This is a genomic window from Marivirga lumbricoides, assembly GCF_014636295.1.
Taxonomy (GTDB): Bacteria; Bacteroidota; Bacteroidia; order Cytophagales; family Cyclobacteriaceae; genus Marivirga; species Marivirga lumbricoides.
In genome coordinates, this window is the sequence record NZ_BMEC01000013.1 from 196035 (window position 1) to 217885 (window position 21851).

The 21851-nt window shown below is 36.2% G+C and carries 20 protein-coding genes; 4 read left to right on the plus strand and 16 right to left on the minus strand.

Translation table 11 applies throughout. The features are described 5' to 3' along the window. Positions 1–2 precede the first annotated feature (2 nt). The 5 genes from IEV85_RS19370 to IEV85_RS19390 all read right to left on the minus strand — a co-directional run bounded on the left by IEV85_RS19370 (position 3) and on the right by IEV85_RS19390 (position 6489). Positions 3–1985 (minus strand): JAB-like toxin 1 domain-containing protein, encoded by a 1983-nt coding sequence (locus IEV85_RS19370; RefSeq protein WP_188466606.1) that lies wholly within the window; start codon positions 1983–1985, stop codon positions 3–5. Next, a complete protein-coding gene (locus IEV85_RS19375) occupies positions 1982–3478 on the minus strand; it encodes a hypothetical protein (protein ID WP_188466608.1) in 1497 nt (498 codons plus the stop codon). The genes IEV85_RS19370 and IEV85_RS19375 overlap by 4 nt, the downstream gene beginning before the upstream one ends. A gap of 555 nt (positions 3479–4033) precedes the next feature. Then, complete coding sequence (locus IEV85_RS19380) at positions 4034–4213, minus strand: hypothetical protein (RefSeq protein WP_188466610.1); 180 nt, start codon at positions 4211–4213, stop codon at positions 4034–4036. 271 nt (positions 4214–4484) lie between these two features. Next, a complete protein-coding gene (locus tag IEV85_RS19385) occupies positions 4485–5960 on the minus strand; it encodes a carboxylesterase family protein (RefSeq protein WP_188466612.1) in 1476 nt (491 codons plus the stop codon). A 172-nt stretch (positions 5961–6132) separates the two neighbouring features. After that, complete coding sequence (locus tag IEV85_RS19390) at positions 6133–6489, minus strand: winged helix-turn-helix transcriptional regulator (protein WP_188466614.1); 357 nt, start codon at positions 6487–6489, stop codon at positions 6133–6135. A 136-nt stretch (positions 6490–6625) separates the two neighbouring features. On the opposite strand from IEV85_RS19390, the gene IEV85_RS19395 reads away from it, so the two are divergent. After that, on the plus strand, positions 6626–7276 hold the full coding sequence (locus IEV85_RS19395) for an NAD(P)-dependent oxidoreductase (protein WP_188466616.1): 651 nt from the start codon (positions 6626–6628) through the stop codon (positions 7274–7276). Between the two features lie 19 nt (positions 7277–7295). Further along, positions 7296–7949 carry a DsbA family protein gene (locus IEV85_RS19400; RefSeq protein ID WP_188466618.1) on the plus strand — a complete coding sequence of 218 codons (654 nt, stop codon included), beginning with the start codon at positions 7296–7298 and terminating at the stop codon, positions 7947–7949. A 151-nt stretch (positions 7950–8100) separates the two neighbouring features. Here the strand turns inward: IEV85_RS19400 and IEV85_RS19405 are convergent, their stop codons facing one another. The 4 genes from IEV85_RS19405 to IEV85_RS19420 all read right to left on the minus strand — a co-directional run bounded on the left by IEV85_RS19405 (position 8101) and on the right by IEV85_RS19420 (position 12569). Next, positions 8101–8661: a hypothetical protein gene (locus tag IEV85_RS19405; protein ID WP_188466620.1), complete on the minus strand. Its 561-nt coding sequence runs from the start codon at positions 8659–8661 to the stop codon at positions 8101–8103. Beyond that, positions 8661–9203, minus strand: coding sequence for an RNA 2'-phosphotransferase (locus IEV85_RS19410; protein ID WP_188466622.1), 543 nt, complete (start codon positions 9201–9203; stop codon positions 8661–8663). Before IEV85_RS19410 ends, IEV85_RS19405 begins: the two co-directional genes overlap by 1 nt. A 226-nt stretch (positions 9204–9429) precedes the next feature. Further along, positions 9430–10152, minus strand: coding sequence for a hypothetical protein (locus IEV85_RS19415; protein WP_188466624.1), 723 nt, complete (start codon positions 10150–10152; stop codon positions 9430–9432). Between the two features lie 1121 nt (positions 10153–11273). Continuing rightward, a complete protein-coding gene (locus IEV85_RS19420) occupies positions 11274–12569 on the minus strand; it encodes a hypothetical protein (protein ID WP_229712659.1) in 1296 nt (431 codons plus the stop codon). A gap of 86 nt (positions 12570–12655) precedes the next feature. Here IEV85_RS19420 and IEV85_RS19425 point away from each other — a divergent pair, with 86 nt between their 5' ends. Beyond that, positions 12656–13693 (plus strand): hypothetical protein, encoded by a 1038-nt coding sequence (locus tag IEV85_RS19425; RefSeq protein ID WP_188466629.1) that lies wholly within the window; start codon positions 12656–12658, stop codon positions 13691–13693. 462 nt (positions 13694–14155) lie between these two features. Here IEV85_RS19425 and IEV85_RS19430 read toward each other — a convergent pair whose 3' ends face one another. Beyond that, positions 14156–15640 carry an endonuclease/exonuclease/phosphatase family protein gene (locus IEV85_RS19430; protein ID WP_188466632.1) on the minus strand — a complete coding sequence of 495 codons (1485 nt, stop codon included), beginning with the start codon at positions 15638–15640 and terminating at the stop codon, positions 14156–14158. 1136 nt (positions 15641–16776) lie between these two features. On the opposite strand from IEV85_RS19430, the gene IEV85_RS19435 reads away from it, so the two are divergent. Next, positions 16777–16995 (plus strand): hypothetical protein, encoded by a 219-nt coding sequence (locus IEV85_RS19435; RefSeq protein WP_188466634.1) that lies wholly within the window; start codon positions 16777–16779, stop codon positions 16993–16995. A 499-nt stretch (positions 16996–17494) separates the two neighbouring features. Here the strand turns inward: IEV85_RS19435 and IEV85_RS19440 are convergent, their stop codons facing one another. The 6 genes from IEV85_RS19440 to IEV85_RS19465 form a co-directional block, all read right to left on the minus strand. Then, positions 17495–18310 carry a hypothetical protein gene (locus IEV85_RS19440; protein WP_188466636.1) on the minus strand — a complete coding sequence of 272 codons (816 nt, stop codon included), beginning with the start codon at positions 18308–18310 and terminating at the stop codon, positions 17495–17497. A gap of 125 nt (positions 18311–18435) precedes the next feature. Beyond that, a complete protein-coding gene (locus IEV85_RS19445; protein ID WP_188466638.1) occupies positions 18436–18927 on the minus strand; it encodes a DUF2569 family protein in 492 nt (163 codons plus the stop codon). A 179-nt stretch (positions 18928–19106) separates the two neighbouring features. After that, entirely contained in the window at positions 19107–19595 is a 489-nt protein-coding gene (locus IEV85_RS19450) for a DUF2231 domain-containing protein (protein WP_188466640.1), read from the minus strand. Between the two features lies 1 nt (position 19596). Next, on the minus strand, positions 19597–19908 hold the full coding sequence (locus IEV85_RS19455) for a hypothetical protein (protein WP_188466642.1): 312 nt from the start codon (positions 19906–19908) through the stop codon (positions 19597–19599). A 152-nt stretch (positions 19909–20060) separates the two neighbouring features. Continuing rightward, positions 20061–21188, minus strand: coding sequence for a site-2 protease family protein (locus tag IEV85_RS19460; protein WP_188466644.1), 1128 nt, complete (start codon positions 21186–21188; stop codon positions 20061–20063). Beyond that, positions 21181–21822: an HAD family hydrolase gene (locus IEV85_RS19465; protein ID WP_188466646.1), complete on the minus strand. Its 642-nt coding sequence runs from the start codon at positions 21820–21822 to the stop codon at positions 21181–21183. Before IEV85_RS19465 ends, IEV85_RS19460 begins: the two co-directional genes overlap by 8 nt. Positions 21823–21851 lie beyond the last annotated feature (29 nt).

Consider the following 21851-nt stretch of genomic DNA (forward strand, 5'->3'; position numbering starts at 1 on the left):
TATTAATTTTTATTAGGTTTAACAGTAATCTCATCCATCATAGTGGAAGGATAAGTAATATATTTTTTTGTTTTAGGTATAAAGATTTGGAATATTGAATTGGCTTGAGACCACTTTGCCCAGGCCTTCATGTCACCTTCTGATTCATATGGCGTATTAGATGGATGATTATGAACATGTCTCCGTAAAGGTGTGTTTAATCCCTGTATCTTTTTTATTGCTGTGATAGAACCTGGTTCACTTGCTAGTTTATTACCAGTCGATAAAATATTTATTCCTCTAACTCCAGCTTCACCAGCTTGTGTTAAGCCCCATTCTACGTTCGAGTTGGTAGCAACAAATTCAAAAATTGATTGACCCTTTGAATCCCCAAGCATTGTATAAGTGGTTGTTTCTGTAGTACCTGTTGGTGTTTCCACATCATCCTTTGATGGATTATTCAGAATATCTTTTTCTACTTGAATAGAATTACTTTCATCAACACCACCCTCACTATTCTCAGCATACAATACATCAAAATCATCTTCTGTTTCTCGTAAAAAGCTAATTTCTCCTGTTTCTCTATCTAAGAAATAATCGTCCAGCATCCCAGTAGGATCAACCCTAGTAATAGGATTGTTCTGCACAAAATTATAAGGGGTTAACCAGTTTCTTGCATCTGCCATAGGGTCTACCTGCCAAAAACGGCCTAGGGCAGGGTCATACATTCTGCTTATCACCTCATCGGGCATTTCTTCTGATAAGTCGTATTCAACGAATTTAACAATCTTTCCCGACATCCTGCTAATCTCCACTGTGCCTATTTTAGCAATAGTGTCCTGATCGTAAAATTCGTAGTTCTGCCCATCACCGGCTGTTGCAATATAAACATCATATCCGTATTCCTCAAATGGCTGGGGTGTTTCGAATTGGTGGGGCTTTCTGGTAGTGTCATTATTCACTCTGAACAACCAATTAAGGTACATTTCCTTCGGCATTTTTCTATAACCCAGATGATGAATAGCCATGTAGGACTGCTCCAGTTCTTGAAAAGATTGGAGCATTTCCTGATCCTCAAGCTTGCTGAAATCTTTTACTCCTTCGTTGATCATTTCCTGCTCAAGCTTTTTCTTTTGGAGCTCGGCTTTTAGTATGAGCGCATTCACATAGTTGGGATAATATTCAAGAGCGGTTTCCAGCCATGCTAATGGGGTATCAAGATGATTGATCCCAAATTTCTTCACATATCCTTGTGCCAGGTCTGTAATCACATATGAAATGGTTTGTTTGTTGGATAGGGTATCCATATATATGCCTTTGGCAACAGATTCAGTTTTGATATAACTGTTCCATTTTATGTCCTTATCATGTGGAAATCTGCCAGTGGTAAGCTCTGTATTATACCAGCCATGTTTTTTATTACTTTGCTTAATATATGTATGGTTAGGTGCAATTGATAAATAAGCAGGAACACCTACTTCTTCTGCTAAGATCTTATAAAGTAACGGCAAACTATGGCAATTTCCGGAATTGCTCACCAAAAGTTTAGTCACAAACATCTTAGTCCAGTCATCTTCTCCAAGAAAGTCGTCCATGTCATAAGTATAAGGATGCTTTTTAAAGGTCCTTGCACTTGAATCTTTGGATTTAGCAGGTAAAGTGAAAGTTAGGCTGTCCTTAAGCACTCTGTAAATTGATGAGGATTTTAATACCTGTTCCCTGTCCGGTTTATTATAGATCAGACCACCTTCATCAACTAATGAATTGGTTAGCAAGGTAAGAAAAGCTATATGGTTGGTAAAATCCTCATATTGCAGATTCCCCTCTAAGAAAGCATTTTCGGTAATAAATACTGCTCTTTTGATAGATAATGGAACTTCGCCCTTGAGCATCATTTGAAGTTCTTGAAAGGCTTCATGATAATGCCTGGTGGTATCTTTGCTGTTTTTGGCTGATGTACCCAAGCAGATGAACCCCAGTATGATTGATAGTATTACTCTTTTCATCTCTTTATTTGTTGTTCCAGTTGTCTCCTTTTAACTAAATGCTGCTGAACTTTGGCGGCCTCCTTTACACCGGAGAGCCAGGCTTCATAATGCCAATCGGGAATTTTGGCATATCCTAAATCTTTAAAAATATAATCTACTGCTCCGTTTCTTAAACTATTAATTAACTGGGCATCTTTATCGTTATCAAGTGCTTGTTGGGTGAGGTTATAGGTGCTGTATTGCCTTAGCACATTGTTGAATAAATCCTTGTAATATCCAGCAATAATCAAATTGGCAGTTAGGCTGTTGGGAAAATAGTCTTTTGCCGTCATTGCCATTTCAAAAGACCGTTCGTCCTGCCCGAAAGATTTAATGTAAGTGAGGGTAAGTGTGCTTAAGAGATATGCTATGGTCTCTTTCTCTGTAAGAGGTTTTAAGTAGATTCCGCTCTTTACCTGGTTGGCTTTGACAAACCCACTTTGCCATTGGAAGTCATCTGTGGTAAACACTCTTCCTGTCAATTCTATATTATTCCAGTTGCCCACTTTATCTTTAAACATGATAAAGCTATGTTCTGGTGCCAAAGCTATGTGCACATCTTTTGCACCGAGGGATTGCGCTAGCATATAATAAAGCATAGGCAGGCTCATACATTGGCCTGTTCCTGTTCTTAATAGTTTGCTCACGAATATTTTTGTTGCATCTTTTTTACCTGCAAAATCTTCATAATCGTATAGCATGGGTTTTGTAATTACAGGCTTTTCAAGTTCACTGAAATACACTTCAGTGGTATCGGCCATATATTTAAAAATAGACATGACCTTAGCCATATTATCTGTTGGGTCCAGTCCATCCTGCTCAATTAAACGCTCAATAGTCATTTTGGAGGTATTAAACATTTCACTGAACTCTTTCCAGTTTAAGCTTTTATCATAAGCACTTTCAACCAGAAATACGGCCTTTGTAAAATCAATTTCCTGTTGGTCCATTAACATGCTATGCAACTGGGAGTAAGCCTCTTCAAAACGTTCCACCGCTGCGCCATTATGAAGCCCAAGATTGTATTTAATTTTAGGTATAAAACTTGTCGATATCGCTTCATCAATAATTTGCATGGCTCTTTCCTTTCGTGCCTGATAAGCAGCCATATCGGCTTCAACCATTGCCATCTGGTTTTGATATTTTGATGGAGCGGAATTATTACTCGCAGAAAAGGGGATTACTGGTGTGGCTTCAACCACCGGACTTTTTGAGTAGTCTGTAAAAGCATTGGCAGGATCTACGCCTGGAACATTCAATGGATTAATAGTATTGATAATCTTGTATTTATATAGTTCTTCACTTGTTTTTGGCGTACCTTTCCTAATTACAGAGATAAATTCTTCACGTTTTTGATTTTCGGTTAAATAAGGGCGATAAGCATCAGTGGAAAGTAAATTAGGAATAACTTGAGCATGCGCCAGAAATGTGGGGAGAAGTAATATATATATGGCAATAATGAATCTCAGCATTTGACAAACAGCTAAATTCTAAGGCAAAAGGTTTTTGGTATTAAAACATATGTATCTAAATAAATTAATTTATTTTATATTTCCTAAGCAAGGTTCCATTTTTCATCAAAAGCAATGAAAAATACCTATAAGTAGGTAGTGGTTTTTGGTAAAAAGTGGGGAAATAAATAAAATGAATGCTAAAAGATGAAAGCAGGAAATAACTGGCTGTCTCAATAAATAGGATTAAGCTTCGAAAATTTGTTGGTAAAAACACCAACAAAGGAGCAGGTTTTCTTGTTTAGAAATGCTATGATCCAAAATAATAACATAAAGCTATAAAAAGAATAGCTATTAAGCCATAAATCAAACATCCCTTAAAATCTACGTTTTTGGGAGCATTGTTGAACCTTGAAGATGTACGTCTATATTTATAGTCTGAAAGCATAATTTTTGTTGCTAACGCTATGCCTATACACCCGTCCACCATAAGCTATGTGACTGCTGTTTTTTTCTTTTTCAAGGATAATAGTCGTTCCAAATTTCTCCATTTCTTATTTTGTCTTGTTCCCCAATTTACCATTTCTGTTTGTTTAGTTCGTAATTCTTAGGATAATACTTCATTTTCTTTTCCGCCTGTTTCCAATAGGTTCCACTTTCGATGTTAAATAAAGTGCTTTCTATAAGTCTGGCAAATTGATAGGGGCTTGAATTTTCAGAACTTTGAATACCATTTGGCAAATGGAAGTTTGTCACTGAATTATTGTAAACCACCTCTCCTGAATTGTTAGGAGTCCTTTCTTCTGATAAACCACTATTTTGTTTTAATGGTTGGTTAAAGCTAAAGCAATTTGCAAGAGGAGATGATATTAAAGCGTAGCGAGACGCTACGCTTAGAGGTATAATCAGGCGTAGTTTGTAACTACGCTCAGGTGGGGATATACGGCATTGCCCTTAGAACAAATCTTTTGTATTGTTAAACTAATACGTGCAAGACATAGATGTACCGAACATTAAATGTCTGGAACTATTCTCCTAATTGAAAACGATCTGTTTTTAAATGAATGACATGGGAAGCTTTTCTATTCCAAACCGGCCATTCCAACCCATTCACCGTTCCTGGTTTTCCTGTTCGAATGAAATTTTTGAGATACGTATGGTACTGGTCAACCTGTTTTTCAAAAAGAGGTTGGTCTTCGGGTTCAAGAAAAGTGAAAAAATGGGGAGCATTAAAACTGCTTTTGTTAAAAAGATAGGTGAGATCGGAGGCATGTGTTGCCATAAAGACTTCTTTCCATGGTGATTTCCCAGGAGTAGCTTCAAACTGAAGACGGTAAATTTCGGAATTGTTTCTTTCGAATTTTTTAAGGTATAACCCCACTAATATGTGCAATAAGCGACTTTTCTTAATGACTTTTTTGCGGTATTTATCATACTTTTTGCTTGATACAAATTTTTCAATGGATTGAATATATTCATTTGTATTGATAACTTTCCACAATTCTTCACTCGTTAAACCTAGTGCTTCTTCAACGCCAAAATAGCTTGCTTCTTCACCGGTCATACCAACAATGATCGGCATTTTTGCAACATTATCTTTCTTCATACTCGAAAAGCCACTTTCTTTTAAGGTATAACCGTCTGCCACAAAATGATGCGAAAAGCCTTTTGTAGCTAACAATACTTCTGATGTACTTAAGCCATATAAAAACGAGGTCAAACTGTCAGTCGGTAAGTTTTTGAGTAATTTCGCTGCTACTTTTTCATCTTCTGCTTTTCCCTGGCTGACTAATAATTTCTGAATTATTTTTTCGTCATATTTAGCTGCTTTTCTAGTGGATTTAATAAGGGGAAAACCGGAAAGACAGACAGCTTTATGAAAAAGACCTTTTGACAAAGGAGAGCAGAGTAAAGACCAAATATTGATACAGCCAGCAGATTCTCCCACCAATGTTACATTCGTTGGGTCTCCTCCAAAATTTTCGACATTCGCCTGAATCCATTTCAATGCAGCTAATAAATCTAGAAGTGTGTAATTACCAGATGCACTTAAGGTATCATTTTTATGTAGCTCAGGGTGATAAAAGGAACCAAAAATACCTAATCGATAATTTACCTTTACAACCACCGCATCTGTATTCCGGGCAAGGCTATGCGCTTCGTAAACTTCATCTGATTTTGTTCCGGCAATGTTAGACCCACCATGAATCCAAACGATAACCGGACGTAAGGTAGAGCGATTTTTATGGGTTAAAATATCGAGGTACAAACAATCCTCACTTCCTACAACGGTCCCAAACGGAGCTGTTCCACCAATTACCTTTGTTCGAATTTGGGCACTCATATCGGAATGATTTTTCCCATCCCAAATCGCTTCATGCTGCGCTGGTTGTTTTGGCTCTTTCCACCTTAAATCCTCTGTCGGTGGAGCGGCATAAGGAATAGAATAAACTTGCAGTAATCCTTCTTCAAGATATGCTTTTACAGGCCCTTCCGTAGTCATAAAGATGTTTTGGGATAAAAGCCCGGTCGTAAATAACTGAAAGCAGATAAAGCAAATAATTCTCATATCGTTTTATTTAAATGTGCTGAAGATAATATAACTTCTCTTTTTTAGACAGATCAAGTTCAGGGTCACAAAGACTAATTTTCAAATTTCTATATACTGTAATTTCTTATTTCGCGAACACTGCTTTCCTATATCTCATCCCCCAATCACTCATAGCGTCTACCACATTGCCGAGACTTTTTCCATAAGAGGTTAGTTCATACTCAACAGCAATAGGCATGGTGTCTACTACTTTGCGTTTGATAAGATTGTTAGCTTCAAGATCCTTAAGCTCCTGAGAAAGCATTTTTGGTGAGATGCCTTCAATATGTCGAACGAGCTCCATGAATCTGAATTTTCCAGTATTATATAAAGCTGCAATGATCACAGTTTTCCATTTTCCGCTCATCAAATCCTGAGTATCCTTCACTCCCTGGACGTACTTTTTACAATGTTCCGGGATTTTAGATTTATCATTTTTCATGGCAACAAATTTAAAAAAACTAATCACTATAATGAAAACTAGTTACGCATTGGTAAGTAGTTACCAAAAGGTAAGAGTAGCATTTTAGGTAACCAATGTTTTTAACTTTGCGATTGAAATATTAAAATTAAATATCATGAAAAAAGTAGTTGTCATTGGTGCTACAGGTTTTGTGGGTAGCCATATTGTTAATGAATTAGTAGAAAGAGGTTTTAAAGTAACTGGTATTTCAAGAAGTGAAAAGGAATCAGACAATAGTAACCTGTCTTACGTTGCTTTGAATATTAAAGAAGTAGAAAAATTAGCAGACGTAATAAAAGGAGAAGATGTGATTGTTAGTGCATTTAGTCCTGCTGCTAACAAACCAGAGTTAATTGAAGATTTTCTCGAAGGCTCAAAAGCCATACAGCAAGCCGTAAAAAAGGCTGCAGTAAATAGATTTATAATTATTGGTGGTGCAGGTAGTTTGCTTAATGATGAAGGCAGGCAAATTGTCGATACCTTACCGCAGGACTTGCCTTTCATTCCTAAATCTAAAGCAGCCAGGGATTATTTTGAAATTATTAAAAAGGAGGAGGAACTTGACTGGGCTTATTTTAGTCCGGCATTAGAAATGAACCCGGAAATTTCAATTGGCAGAACAGGAAATTATCGCTTGGGCACAAACCGTCCGGTTGTAGACGATTCAGGAAAAAACAGAATGTCAGTGGAAGATGTAGCAGTGGTCATAGCTGATGAAATAGAAAAACCTAAACATCATCAGCAACAGTTTACCGCGGGATATTAAGCTATAAATTAAGCATGTTATGGAAAATGAAAAATTGAATCTCTTATACATATGGGATGGCTATTGTGGTTGGTGTTATGGCTTTTCTAAAGAATTAACCAAATTTCATAATAATCACCCTGAGCTTCCCATCACGGTTTTACCTGGTGGCTTATTTACCGGAGATAAGAGTCTGCCCATTTCCAATTACCCCCATATTCCAGAGGCTAATCAGCGTATAAATCAACTTACGGGAGCAGTATTTGGAGACTCCTATAACAACCTTTTGAAGAAAGGTAATTTTCTATTGAACTCAGAAGATGCAGGAAAAGGTTTTGTTGCCTTAAAACATTTTGCTCCATCAAAACAGTATGAAATAGCTAATGCGATGATGAAGCTATTTTATCTGGAAGGGAAAAGTTTAAGTGATCCTGAAACTTACGGGGAGATTGCTCAAAATTTAGAAATAGATCCTGAAAAAGTAATGACCTGTTTTCATACTGAAAATGCTCTAATAGAGACCCAACAACTTTTTATGAAAGTAAAGGAAACCGGTGTTAATAGCTATCCTACATTATTATTGCAAAAAGGAGAGGAAATGATAAAAATTGGCGGAGGGGTAGCAAACGTGGAAAAACTTGAAGAAAACCTTAAAAATGCTGTAGAATTGTTTTCTACTAAAAGAAGCAAATAGGTGCTAAAATAATAACCTATAAAAGAATGGAGAGCTTAAAAAAGCTTTCAATTTTTATGATTCATATCTACTGTTTAAAATTAGTAATTATTTTTATACTTTTAAACAGTTCGGTTTTAAGGGTAGCTTACATATTGTCTGTGGTATCCAGTTATTCTTCACTAATATAATCATCTATCGATTTTTTATTACTTAAATCAATAGCCTCTGTCAAGTCCCAGTCGTTTAGTATTAGTTTCCATTTTGCACCAATTTGGAATAAGCAATTGATCAATTCTTCCTTATTTGCAGAGTCTTTACTAAACCGGAAACCATCAATCCAAATATTCTCTATCAAGTTATTTTTAAAATCGCAAAAGACTGCTGATGAGTCTAATTTAAAACCCCAAGTGCTTAAACATATTTCTTTATAAGAACCATAACCAGAGTAAACTTTATCTACTTTTTGAAATCCGTATGTTTGCAATAATGCTTCGAACTCATTTATAGGGATTTCTCTTTCTGAGGTCTTGACTTTTTGTCCTTCTCTGATGTAAACATCAGTGAACCCCAAACCATCACTATGTTCTTTTGCAAACTCATCAATTTTTTCGTTTTCCTCTTTTAAATCAAGAAAATTTTCAATTGGAATCAACTCTACTTGACAATAGAAATCTTCGTGTAAGTATAAACCACTCCCTCCTGAATTTTTCAACCACTTTAAAAAACTCATTATTCAAATTTGATATATTTTATGTCAACATTTTCAGTTAACCACACGCTGTTTTCAGAAAGATAGAATTTAATGCCATCTGATGACATTTTTCCAGCTTCTATTATCAAGACAACGGGTTTTCCATATCTCATTCCAACTTTCTTTGCCGTCTCTCTATCACTTGATAAATGAACATGGTGCCTACTTTGTTTTAAAAGGCCACCCTGCTTAATTGAATCGATATTCTTGGTGGCAGTTCCATGAAATAATATTTCTGGCGGTAACTTTTGTTCCAATTTTAAGTCAACATTTATTGAATGACCTTGATTAGCCCTAATTTTTGAAAAATCATCGTTAAACTTAAATCTTTGCTTATCGCTTGAACTTACAATATCTTTTAAAACCTTAATATCAATAGAGTAATTAGCTTTAAGCATTCCTTGAATTAGAAAATCCGTATCAGCCCATCCATTTTCGTCAAGTTCTAAAGAAATTGTTTCAGGTTTATGCCTTAAAACCAAGCTCAAAAACTTACTTATTTTAATCTTATCAGTAATCATCTTATATATTGATACCATAGTTGGATAGAACGCCACTGTATAAATTCGTGGCTGATTAAAAATATAAAAATTTAAGTTAACTACCGGATCAATCCGCAGGATTGGCTATTAAATTAATTTTTCATAAATAAGGCAAGTCTGCGGATTGTCGGGCTTTCTATGAAGAGCCAAAGGAACAATTACCTACAACCAGCCATGATTTATGACAGAATATTGGGAATAGTTTCTATTGTACTTGAAATGTTATTTCTTTTTCTAATATGAAATCATCAGAAAGGTCAAGTCCTTTTTTATCATACATCTTCACTTTGATTTTATGCTTCCCTTTCTTTTTTGGACTTATTTTCACCTTTCCTTTCCCATTATTTATATCAATAGTATCTCTATCATTTAATACTATAGTCATGAACTCTTCACTTTTTGATGAAAAAGCGGCAAAAATAACCTCTGCTTCGAAGTATTCATCAATGGATATTATTTCTTTTTTTGGTACTAACATAAGTTCAAGCTGATCGAACCAGTAGGTAGCTCCAATTTCCATAGATATATTTTCCATTATTGCGGTTTTCGCTTTCGTTAATGCAATAGTACCAGCTAATTTCTCATAACTGTTAGCAGCCTCGATTAAAGTAAGTTGCCAGTCGGAATACTCGTACTTAGAAAGATTTGAAGATGACTTTTGAAATTTATCAAATACCATTCTTAATTCTTCCCCTTTATTAACATCTTCAATAGCCTCTTCGTACAATGAATTAAGCGTTTCTAATTTGCTTTTTACTTGCAGTTCTTTATTCGAACTTTCTGATATTAGATTAGAAATGGCAGTCGCTTTTCTTTCATTTCTTTTCAATTCGAATTCTTGCTGTGAGGCTAAATATTTTTCTAATGAAGGGTCTTTTGTACAAGATACTATTGCTAAAGACAATATTATTATAATTGTATGTTTCATCTGGTTGTTATTGTTGATAACGGGCGCGCGTAAAAAGCCGTGCGCCACTATTTATTGAATTGATGAAGTTAGCAATTTTTATTTTTCCATCCATGTCTTGCTTGCCTCACCTACTGATATTTGAATTTAAACATCTATACTGACTGCCAAAAATTGCGGGAAATACCACCTTTGCTAGCCAGGAACTGCTCAAGCGCATGGTTTTTACATTGTGTTGGGCATAGTTATTAGGTCTAAGGAAAGCATTATAGTAAAATAGATAACAAAGAGTATAAAGTCCACCAATGTAACTTTTCTGTTATCCCAGATGTCTGTACGACTTTTTGCTGGAGCCACAAGTTCTCGATTTTGAATTTTTATACTAAGGAATCTTAGAACTTGAAATAGAATTAACAAAAGCCACGTAAATTGAAGTCCATGTGCAGCTGGACCTCTGAACATCTGCAATGACGAAATATCTACATATTCTCGATATAAATAAATATGAATTAAACTGAAAATAATCCAAATTAACCATATATTTAGTCTTCGGAGCGATTTGTAGTTGAAAAAGTATAGAAACAAATGAGTACCAAATGAATAACCAAATAGCCAGTCCACTTTCGATGGAATGTTAGTTAAATAAATAAATGCTGTCAGAGCAATATAGAGTAGAATAGTTACTAAATCCCATTTACTTGGTTTTTCGAAGTAGAAGATTGTTTTGTTCATATGCTAGAGAAAAACAAAGTCAATTAGCATCCAATTATGCCCAACAATTCGCTAAATACACCTAAAGGTGCACATACTAACCTTATAAATTTACTAACCGACAACAAACACTTGTAAACGCTTACAAACATTTACAAATACTTATTGAGCTGTTATTTTATTCAAAGCTTTGAAAATAACTCCTTACCCAATCAAATCCTATCTAATTCATCGAAAAGGAATGAAAATACCTGGAAGTAGGTAGTAGGTTAAATAAGAGATGGGATTTTCAGGGATTGTTCAAGAGAATAAGTAGGTAGATTGAGGAAGGAGTTGCCTAGCTAAAATGAGATGATTAACACTATAATTTTAAAGAGACGATTTCGCATATTCATTTTGTGAGTATTAGATTTTTTTTTATTTACTCACAATCATAATTGAGGGGCTCTTTTATCTTCTTTGAAATCTTCAAAGTAGACTGTTTTGTTTGTTTTAGAATTACTAAGCTCAACGAAACCCATTGAACCACTTCCTGTAAAATTGATGTTGAGCCCAATGACTTCACCAATTGATTGTTCGGTGTGAATAGAATAAACCTCCTGACCATTCAACAAAATTTTGTATTCCCCATTTATTAAAGTGATTTCAACTAAGTTCCAATTATAAACACTCGCACCAAATGAAGATAAGTCGGTATGCTTACCTTTGAAAAGCTTGTCAGCAATTTTTAAGTTCACACTTCCAATACAGCCTGGAAAGGTAAGTGGTATCATATGCATGTCCTCTGTACCTAATATCATTATTGATATTTTTGGACATGCCAAACTCATAACACTATCACTCTTAACCCGTACTTTTAGTCGGAAATTATCTTTATCAAGTCCTTTAAAACTATTTACATAGTAATAACATAATAGCAGATTTGGATCTAAACTTAAATTGTATTTTTGAAGCTGCTTTTCAGTAACAGTGAATATACCCTCCGGTTTGTGGCTTTCAACATCGATGTAGGTGGGGTTTTCGTCCGACATATCTGCTCTGGCAAGTGCTATCCATTCATCAGTTTTAATGAGAACCTTTGCTTGAGCAATTACTTTATCGTTTGCGATCAGTGAGGCCTGATGTGCACCAGGATAATAATAGGTGCTGGTAAGAATAGTATCACTTTTGCTTACCCTTTCTCTTCTGAACTTGTTCCACGACTGTTGTATAAAAAAACTGTCAGCCTGAATTCCGTTTAGATTATAGTTAAATATCACTGTATTCGGGACATTAATAGGTGAAGCATATTTCACGGATAAAGAAGCATTTGAAGAAGATTGATTAGATGTAGTAGCAACTGCGTTAATTCCTAAAATAATGCAAATAACCGATGCGATTGAAATTGTAGCATAAGTGATAACCTTCCAATTCTTTCTTTGCAACTTATTAGAAGAACTCACTTTGATGCCTGCCTTTTGGTGCTTTTCAGTAAATTCCAGCCATCCTTCATATTCAAGAAATTTAGCTAATGCATCAAGTGTTCCGGGTTGAGGTGTTCCGGCATAATCAGGCTTCCATATTCTTCTAATGGTCGTCAGACTAATTGTTATTTGAGACCTTTTTTCGATTAGCAAAATAAGGTTTAAAAAATCTCTTTGCCTCCAATATTTACTATCTGGCCAATTTAACTTCTCTTCTATCTGGCATTTGCATTCTTGGACGAGAGCAAGCTCCTGTTTTAGCATTTAAATGGCTTTTGAACTTTAAATGAATGGTATTTGACTTTCTTTCGAATAGATTGAAAGGCTACTTGCATTAAATTTAAAACAAAATGAAAACAATTCAAAAGCTAGTTGTAATAGTGCTTGTATTACTCTTTTACTTCAAAGAGGGACGCGCCCAGGAATTTTATGTAGATGCTATCAATGGGCTGGACTCAAATGACGGATCCCCGGACAATCCATTCAAGTCCATTCCGCAATCCGTTAAGGTAGCGAATGAGTTAACAGGTTCAGGTGATATTTTGATAAGGGTTATGCCGGGATATTATGTATTAGAAGATAAAACATCCATTAATCCGGTGCGCATCTTTAATGATACTTCACGGTTTATTATTGAAGCATTTTATAACCCTGATGAAGAAGGTTGGAGTCCTCAGCAAATGCCGGTCATTCAATCCATCTCTGCGAATAATTCTACTACTTTTTTTAATCATGCAGTTGGCATTTTAGTGGCTTCTGAACATGTAAGTTTAAGAGGGTTGAAATTTTTGGGCAATGCTAATCCCTTGGTTAAGTATTACTATCCTATAACTAAAGAAGATAAAGACCTGAGAGATCTTGAGGTGAGCCAGTGCATGTTTATTGGTGACAAGGAGGCCTCCAGAATTCAAGGCGGTGTTTGGGCACATGGTATGAATAATGAAGTAAAGAATTGCGTGTTTTACGAATGTAGAAACGCCATTCTTTTCTTTGATAATGTTGCTGGATTTAAGATCAGCAAGTCTATAATTATGGAAAGTTATGAAAGCGCTTTTTGGTTTGGCCCTGATGATGTTGATTTTGAATTCTCAAACAACATTGTAGCGAATAATAATAACGTAATTGTGGGTAGGTCAGCGAACTTAAAGTATTCATCATTCTTTAAAGAGAGCGTTATAGTGAATAACAATTCTATCGTAGGATATTGGTCTGGAGAAAAAGGAGAAATTGTCAATATTGAAAATCCTGATATTCAATTTAAGAATGTTATAGATAAAGGATTTATTGAGGTTTATAAGAATGAGGAAGATAATTTCAAAGCCAATCATCTTCATTTAATCCAGAATTCCCTGGGTTCAGTTTATAAGGCTGGCTTATTCAAAAAATAGCAATTAGTAATAAGTTTGAAAATGAGATCAACCGAGCTAGCATAACTGCCCGTTAAGCATTAAAATTTACTATTTTCCGACTAAGCATTGAGGCTATCACTTTTAATCGGGATCAAACCCCGATTGAAAGTGTATTTTCAAATTTCCATATACTGTAATTTCTTATTTCGCGAACACTGCTTTCCTATATCTCATCCCCCAATCACTCATAGCGTCTACCACATTACCGAGACTTTTTTCCTAAGAGGTTAGTTCATACTCAACAGCAATAAGCATGGTGTCTACTACTTTGCGTATGATAAAGAAGTTCTTTTAAATCTACAAAAGGTTCTGTGATTCAATTGCTGCCTATTGCTTCAAAATTCAGATAAATCTTAAATTGAAACCAATTAAGTATAAAAGAATAGGTTACCAGAATCAAAGATCCTTACTATTTGTAGATCATGGAAAAATATTGACTTCTTATTTTTTGATTAATCGAAATGTTTGTGTTGCTCCGTTTTCAGTAGATAGTTTTACTAAATAAGTTCCTTCAGTAAGGGAGCTGATTTCTATCTTTTCACCTGCAGAAACACAGCTTTTATTTACCAGTTCACCGTATAAATCGTAAATATCGGCTCTTACGCAGGTACCTCCTAATCCGGAAATCTTAAAATAGGTGTTGGCCGGATTGGGAAACAATGCTAAATCTCCATTAATGACGCCTTCTTCACTAACAACCTCCTGAACTCTGCTGGTGCTGGCTCCGGATGCAACAGTCGTCCAGTTGAAAGTTTCCCATTCTCCAATGTCCGGGCGGTTGCACATGACACCCGACAGACCGTTCTCCGAGCTCACATAGTTACCATTGCTACCTTTAATAGCAAACGCATTCCCTCCAAGTTCAACCCAGTTGAATTTTTCCCAATCGTCTGGTGTATTGCGATCGCACATCATGGGCGAATTACCATTCTCAGAACTTACATATTTACCATTGCTCCCCCTTAATGAGAAGGTTCCGTCCGGATTATCAATAACATCAAATTTTTCCCAATCGTCAGCCTCATCACGGTCACACATCATGGCAGAAAGGCCGTCTTCGGAACTTAAATATTTACCATTGCTTCCCTGTATGGTAATGCGCCAGGTGCTGGGGTTATCTCCAGCATTAAGGTCTAGTTCAGCCCATATAGGACGGTGATCTGATCCTACCGGACTTTCAATTACTTCACTTGCCAGAGTTTGAATGTTGGATGATGCCGGTACATAAATGTAATCGTATTTAACACTTCCAAAAGTATTACCTCCACTTGAAGGATGGACATCGCGGTAAGTATCTCGTAATTTTACCGGATTGTCACTTCCCGTTTTAAAGAAACTGGTTATCGGATCGCTTTCAATAGAATTAAAATCTCCAGTTAAAATGACCGGATCCTTAATTGTGCGTTCATTTACTCGATTAACTAATAATTTCGCACTTTTACTTCGTGCTTCTACCCGGTTGGATGTAGCAAAGTGGCTGTTAAAGATATAGAATCCTTTACCGGATGACTTCTCGATTAACCGAACGTAAGTGCAAATACGGTTATAATCAGGATCCCATCCCCGCCCACATTCAGACGAGTTATCTTTAAACCAGAAACTTCCTGAATTGCTGTAGTCAATATCGTATTTAGCAGACTTGTAAAAAATAAAGGATCCTTCTCCGCCTTCGTCACAATCGCGTCCTCTACCGTAAACTGTATATTCAGTACCTTTGATATAACCAGCCATGTACGCAAGTGCTTCCTGCGAACCGATAACATCCGGCTGATTGGAATTGATAATACTGGCAACACTGCCTTTTCTGCCTTCCCAATTAGTCCCGTTTGGTTGCTGAACATTATAAGACATTACTTTTACAGTTTGTGCATTCAGATTGATGCATAAGAAGGAGAGAATTATAATTAGGTTAATTTTGGTTGTCATTTCTTTTGGGTTAGGTTTTATATAATGTCAATGAATATCTAATTGTCCGAAATAAAAAATTGATAATTATCAATGAAATTACCTGAGATCAGATATAGGTTTAGGCTGTTTTTTTTATCAACTTAGATAAATTTAGCCAATATAATGTTCTTATCAAAGTTTCCAACGACAGTGCGCCCTACGGATAAAGAATTCTGCCAAGCTGATCCCAGATAGTTATTGTGAGCACCTCTCTTTCATGGGGATAAAAATGAATACTGGGATGGTATCAGAGGAGACTAACTAAAGACGTGAAAATTGTGTTCTGCTACAAGATGCTGTATCACCATCTTTCCCTCAGTATTTTGATACCCTTTTACAATTCCAGAATCTAAGAACCTGAGTTCGTTGCTTAATTTATTTCAAAGTCTGTCAGAGCGTTCCCGATTTGGCGGTGCAGGGGTGATATTTTATTAATCGAACTCAGGTAATCTCCTGCAATTAAATAGTCACTGCCAGAAACGAAGCAATCTTATCTATTAGTAGACAGCCAACCTCTCAATAGCATTTCATAGCACGCAGATTCCTTCATTCAAATGCTCAACAAGTTGCGCATATAGAACTCGGAATGACCAGATAGTGAGTGAGTAATGATAGTATCTGCCACCCTCTTTCGAAAATAAATCCTGATAGAAAGAAAATTTCAATCAACTGGTTATTGCGAGGAACGAAGCAATCTTATCTAGAGCAAAAACATTAAACCCGACCCTGCAATTCTCTTCAGGTTCGTTCATTGCGAAGGAGGTACGACTGAAGCAATCTTAAGAGGCTTAGATCATTGCGAGGTACGAAGCAATCTTAGTAATATAAGTATCACCTAAAATCAAATGGTTATTGCGAGCGCAGCGCGGCAATCTTTTTGTCTTTGGTCTGTGAGCCTCAGACCTTGGTTTTTCTGTTCATTTGTGTAATAAGATAGTTTTTTTACTCAAATTACAATTAGCTCCGTCATTCCCTTGCAGAAGGGAGTCCGTTCATTTCAACAGTATGTTGAAATAAAGTTTTTTTATAGAATTGGCTTTGCTATAAAACTACAATTAAACAGTTATTGCCTGGCGCAAAGCAATCTTTTCTATTATTCTATAATAATTACGGTAATGAAATTTCATTTCATTGAAAAGATCCCTGATAATTTTTTCCGTTGCTCTCCAAAAATTTCGGGGATGACGATAATTGCCGGCTTTTGTGGTGATGATAAGCATTTAGTGCTTGCTTATTTAGGTCCTTTTTTCCAAAGGTCTGCGGCTTACAGTCCAGCAAAAAGAGGAAGGTCTGTGAGCCACAGACCTTGGTTTTTCTATTCATTTGTGCAATAAGATAGTTTTTTTTCTCAAATTACAATTAGCACGTCATTCCCTTGCAGAAGGGAGTCCGTTCATTTCAACAACATGTTGGAATAACGTCTTTTTTATAGAATTGCCTTTGCTATAAACCTGAGTTAAATGCTTAATTTATTTCAAAGTCTGTCAGAGCGTTTCCGATTTGGCGAGGCAGGGACGCCATTCTATTAATCGAACTCAGGTCAAGAAATAAATCGGCTTGTTTAAAGCTTTTGGATTAGCTGATTTCCGAATCAAATCTTATCTAATTTATCAAAAAGGGATGAAAAACACCTCGAAAGAGGTAGTGGTTTGGGTGAAAAAGTTAGGGAAAAAGGAAGTTGAAGATTGAAATACTTAGTTGCTGCAATATCTGCCTGTCTGAATAAATAAGATTAAGTTTCGTAAGGATTTATTGGTAAAAATACCAACAAATGGGAGTTTAGAGAGAGAGACGGACAGAATGTGTGTGTGTGTGTGTGTGTGTGTGATATTTTCAAGATATCCACACCATATTCTTACCTATCACTTTCCAGCCATTGGTTGTAAGCTCAGCAAAAACCACGTAGCCATATCCGCAGAGTATTCCACAAAATTCCTGATAATAGTATGCTGCCTTTGTTCTTTCCTCATTAATAGCTACTCTTGAAAGCACTAAAGTTGCCACCACCCTTTCCTCATCAGTGGGTTGATAATTTTCAACTCTGATTTGATATCCTCCAAGTGATGAAAAGTTCTGAAAATTGATCGGAATCGGACTGATAGTTGAGTCTTGTAATTGTGTTAAAAGCTCCGCAAATTCACCTTTCAGTTCAACTTCAAAAACCTCTTTAAAACCTAAGTTTGAAACACGTTTAATACGTTTTTTCTGATTGGTTATCAGTGAATCAAAAATTTTAAGTATAACTCTCTTTTTAGGCCTGGGAAAATCTAATGAGTTAGCCCATTCAATGGAATCTTTTTGATATTGCTCCCAATCAAATGTTTTATATGCTAAGGTTGTACTATCAAACCACTTCTTCCTCTCCAGAACTCTTTTGAGATTATCTTCTTCAGTTAAGCTGTCTGAACTTACCCACTGATCATCAACAAAAACTCCCAAATCCGGTTCCACTCGTAGTTCAGATGAATCTGGTAAGAATGCTTTTCTCGGAGGGGCAGGGGGCGGCTCCATGTAATGGCGCGGACCAACTACCTCAGGGAGCGTTGATTTAATAATAGTCAATTCAATATTTTCGTGACCTGTTTGGCAGCTAAAGCCTAACACTATCAATAAAAACAACAGAAAATATTTCATTGCACTAAAGTCCACAAGTCTAGCTATTTGATAAAGTTACAGATATTTTTTTAACAAAATTTATGTTAGCTATAGATATGACACTTAATATATGTAGAAATGAAAGCGACAAGCCCTTATGTTTAATCTAAACTTGAATTTTAATTCACAAAAGTTTGATTAGGTCGCTTACCTTTATTCAGGTACAGACCTGCTAAAATTGCTACTATTCCTGTTTTAAGTAAACCACTTTCAATATAGTTGGTATCCTGACCAGTCAAACCCATATAATAATCCAAAAAATAAACCCTTAGAACTTCCATTAATATGAAATAACCTAGTACTCCTAAGAAAACAGCTGGGAAATTATGTTTCTTTTTAAAAAACACAATGAGACACCATACCAAAAGCACTAGCCCAACTATGTTTGAAATAATTAAATAGCCATAAATATTGACTCTCACTTTAAGCAATTCATCTGTAGCTTGAAAGTATTGACTCCAATCATCTGAAAATAATTCCGATGTAGTTGTTACGATACCTATTATCATTGAAAGAGCACTGGCTATCATCATCAACATTATAACCCAAAGCCAACCTCCAATAGGCTTCGCTAAACGTTTTGGAACTGTGCTATTTTCTATATTGTGCATGTTGTCTCGTTCTGTAAATATTGATATAAAAGTATAATTTTTACTTATATTATTTTTACAGATTGTCACATTAGTACAATATATAATATAATTGATTTATAGAAATGAAAAAATGATATCTTCAGCGCTAGGTTTTTTAGTAATACCCCACCACTACAGAAACACGAAAACACTTTTTTTCACTCAAATTCGCTACAACTTTCAGAAGGTGTGTAAACGCCTGCCGCCTGCTGATAAACCAACGTTGCACCTAAATGGCCGGTATACATTAAAAAGCCGGAACCAGTAAGTGAGAGAATGAGGATACAAAGATGGGCTATCTTTCTAAACTGATTGAGCCAGCCAAGATACTCAAGAATAATAAGAACAGCTACTGCAGAAAAAAGCCAGGCTACAACATAAGCGTTGGTTTCGTGGGTGGCCAGCACCGTGGGGTCACAAATTTGTCTTGAAACTACAGGATCAGCAAGGTTACCCGTATAAATGGCTAACCATGCCCCTGCAGTACCTATGAGCAATAATACTTTGCTCATATTTTCCCAAAAGCCCTTTTTAGAGAAATAACCAATCAGGAAAAATAAGGTAGCCATTAATAAAATGGCAAGTGGTAAATGAACAGAGAGCGGATGCCAAATCTCCGCTCTCCAAAATTCCGGCACTTTATTCACTTTACTCTAGAATTTTAACCGATATTGGATCTAATCTTTTACCTTGTTTTTCTACTTCTACCTCTACTTTTTGGCCTTCAGAAAGCGCAGAAAAATCTACAGCACTTCCATTTCTGGTTAAAGTAGTTTGTTCAGTGAAATAAAGTTCAAGCGTTTTATTGTCATCAGTGGTGACATAAATTTCCGTTTTAGCAGGTTCAACTTCTTTTATCGTACCTGTGTAGGTTCCTGAATCAACAGCATCCGTATTTCCACCACATGAAGCAAAAATAAATGCTGATAAAAGCATGACCATTAAGAATTTCGTTTTCATAGTTAAAAAATTTTAGGTTGTTAATCTCTTAGCATACGCAAAGCAACTTTTGTAGTTGATGTATTCACTCAAATCCTTGCAATTGCCTCCTATTGATGAAATAAACAAACTATATCCACTAAACTACCCGAGTTTTAGTGTAACTCAATTTCTTAACTAATCACAAACGGATTGGGGCTGAAACTTATCACGAAAATCAATAGTGCAATCCAGCCTAAAATTTTCCTACCTAAGCTCAGTGGAGTATTATTTGCTGCTCTGGGATGTTCCACTCCTATCACTCTACCTAATAAAAAGATAAAAAGAAAATAGCCTCCGAAGCCGCTCAAATCTGTTACCACAAGGCTGGTTAAGTATTGTAATGCAAAAACTGATACTGCCAGCAAAAGCGTATTGGTTTGTGAAAGCTTTAAACCTCTGAAGCAGATAAAAAGGAATCCCACATACAAAATACTCATCCATATCATGGATTCAAGAGGCGTTTGAATGGTGATGAGCCCTAAACCTGCGGTGTAGGCCAGCAATAAAAATAAAACAGTGGCAATCCGTTTGTGCTTTTTAGTGCCGAAAATTCCATAGATGATATGTCCGCCATCCAGCTGACCAATCGGCAACAAGTTAAGGGCAGTAAAAAAGAGCGAGAGAAAACCAGCCAGCAATAATGGGTAATGAATTATCTCCCGGTGGTCAGGCAGCCTTTCAGGGTCTGCCAGGTATTCTTCAAAAAGCCAAAAAAGTATGGTGTTTCCCATGGCAAAGCTCTGCTGCTCGGGATCATTGTATACATAATCAGCGTAATCAGCTCCATATTGCTCATATTCAGGATGTATTTCATAAATGTACTCCTGCGGGGGCAAAGTACTAAACCCGTACCACAACACGCCTAATGCTACCACAAAACCAGCCAGCGGCCCGGCAATTCCTATATCAAAATACTGTTTTCTCGATCTGATAGGGCCAACTATACGAATGAGTGCACCAAAGGTACCAAAGGAAGGCATTCCCAAAAAGCCCAGCCAGCCGGGAAGGAAGTTGGGCAAGGTAACCTCTACCTTGTAGTATTTAGCTGTAAAATAGTGTCCGAATTCATGAACTCCTAAAATAAATAGAAAAGGAATTGAATAAGAAAAACCTGCGGTAAAATCAGCCCAGGAATAATCAGGTGAGTAAAAAATAATTTTATTAGTTACCCATTCCGATCCTGCTAAAGTGGTGCTTACAAAGGTAAGGACAAACAGTAGAATCTTTTTCAGGTAATACCTTGCGTTTTTTTCAATCATGGATGCCTATTTTATCTGATAATAATGAATAAAAACCTGAATTTCTTGGAATGTGTACTGTTTGAATACCCAGATGAGCCGCCTCTAAAAGGTTCAGCTCTCCATCATCCATAAATAAACATTGCTCAGGCGATAGTTGATGATGGCTCAGCAGCTTCTCATAAATCTCTACATCAGGCTTTCTCATATTCCACTTATGGGAAAAATGAACCTGGTGAAACAGTTGATCAAGATGATTATAGGAAGAAGTTTCATTTAAAATTATGTGAAAAGCTTTTTCATGAATTGCGTTGGTATTACTCAGCACTACACAAGTATATTTCCGGCAAAGCTTTTCTATTTGCTCCACTCTTTCTTCAGGAATGGTTCCCAACATGGCGCTCCAGGCTTCGTCAATTTGCTCATCCGATGCGTCTAATTCAAAATCTTCCCGAATACAATTTCTGAAATCAACATCTGATATTAATCCTTTTTCATATGCCTTGAAATAGGCTGCCTGTTCGTAAGAGGTATACACTTCCTCTTCTGTTTTACCTGAGAGGTCTGCGAAAGCTGCAATAGTTCGTTCAACATGTAAATTGATGACTACTCCGCCTAAATCGAAAATTATAAGTTTTATGTTATTTTCAGCCAAGTTTGTATGCGTTGATAAAATACAAATAT

Bases quoted from the DNA above. Each gene is read 5' to 3' on its own strand.
- IEV85_RS19370 (WP_188466606.1), bottom strand. From the start codon at position 1,985: ATGAAAAGAGTAATACTATCAATCATACTGGGGTTCATCTGCTTGGGT.
- IEV85_RS19390 (WP_188466614.1), bottom strand. From the start codon at position 6,489: ATGAAAAATGATAAATCTAAAATCCCGGAACATTGTAAAAAGTACGTC.
- IEV85_RS19445 (WP_188466638.1), bottom strand. From the start codon at position 18,927: ATGCACAATATAGAAAATAGCACAGTTCCAAAACGTTTAGCGAAGCCT.
- IEV85_RS19415 (WP_188466624.1), bottom strand. From the start codon at position 10,152: ATGAAACATACAATTATAATAATATTGTCTTTAGCAATAGTATCTTGT.
- IEV85_RS19435 (WP_188466634.1), top strand. From the start codon at position 16,777: ATGAAATTTCATTTCATTGAAAAGATCCCTGATAATTTTTTCCGTTGC.
- IEV85_RS19375 (WP_188466608.1), bottom strand. From the start codon at position 3,478: ATGCTGAGATTCATTATTGCCATATATATATTACTTCTCCCCACATTT.
- IEV85_RS19395 (WP_188466616.1), top strand. From the start codon at position 6,626: ATGAAAAAAGTAGTTGTCATTGGTGCTACAGGTTTTGTGGGTAGCCAT.
- IEV85_RS19425 (WP_188466629.1), top strand. From the start codon at position 12,656: ATGAAAACAATTCAAAAGCTAGTTGTAATAGTGCTTGTATTACTCTTT.
- IEV85_RS19400 (WP_188466618.1), top strand. From the start codon at position 7,296: ATGGAAAATGAAAAATTGAATCTCTTATACATATGGGATGGCTATTGT.
- IEV85_RS19385 (WP_188466612.1), bottom strand. From the start codon at position 5,960: ATGACTACGGAAGGGCCTGTAAAAGCATATCTTGAAGAAGGATTACTG.
- IEV85_RS19430 (WP_188466632.1), bottom strand. From the start codon at position 15,640: ATGACAACCAAAATTAACCTAATTATAATTCTCTCCTTCTTATGCATC.
- IEV85_RS19420 (WP_229712659.1), bottom strand. From the start codon at position 12,569: ATGCTAAAACAGGAGCTTGCTCTCGTCCAAGAATGCAAATGCCAGATA.
- IEV85_RS19455 (WP_188466642.1), bottom strand. From the start codon at position 19,908: ATGAAAACGAAATTCTTAATGGTCATGCTTTTATCAGCATTTATTTTT.
- IEV85_RS19405 (WP_188466620.1), bottom strand. From the start codon at position 8,661: ATGAGTTTTTTAAAGTGGTTGAAAAATTCAGGAGGGAGTGGTTTATAC.
- IEV85_RS19460 (WP_188466644.1), bottom strand. From the start codon at position 21,188: ATGATTGAAAAAAACGCAAGGTATTACCTGAAAAAGATTCTACTGTTT.
- IEV85_RS19410 (WP_188466622.1), bottom strand. From the start codon at position 9,203: ATGATTACTGATAAGATTAAAATAAGTAAGTTTTTGAGCTTGGTTTTA.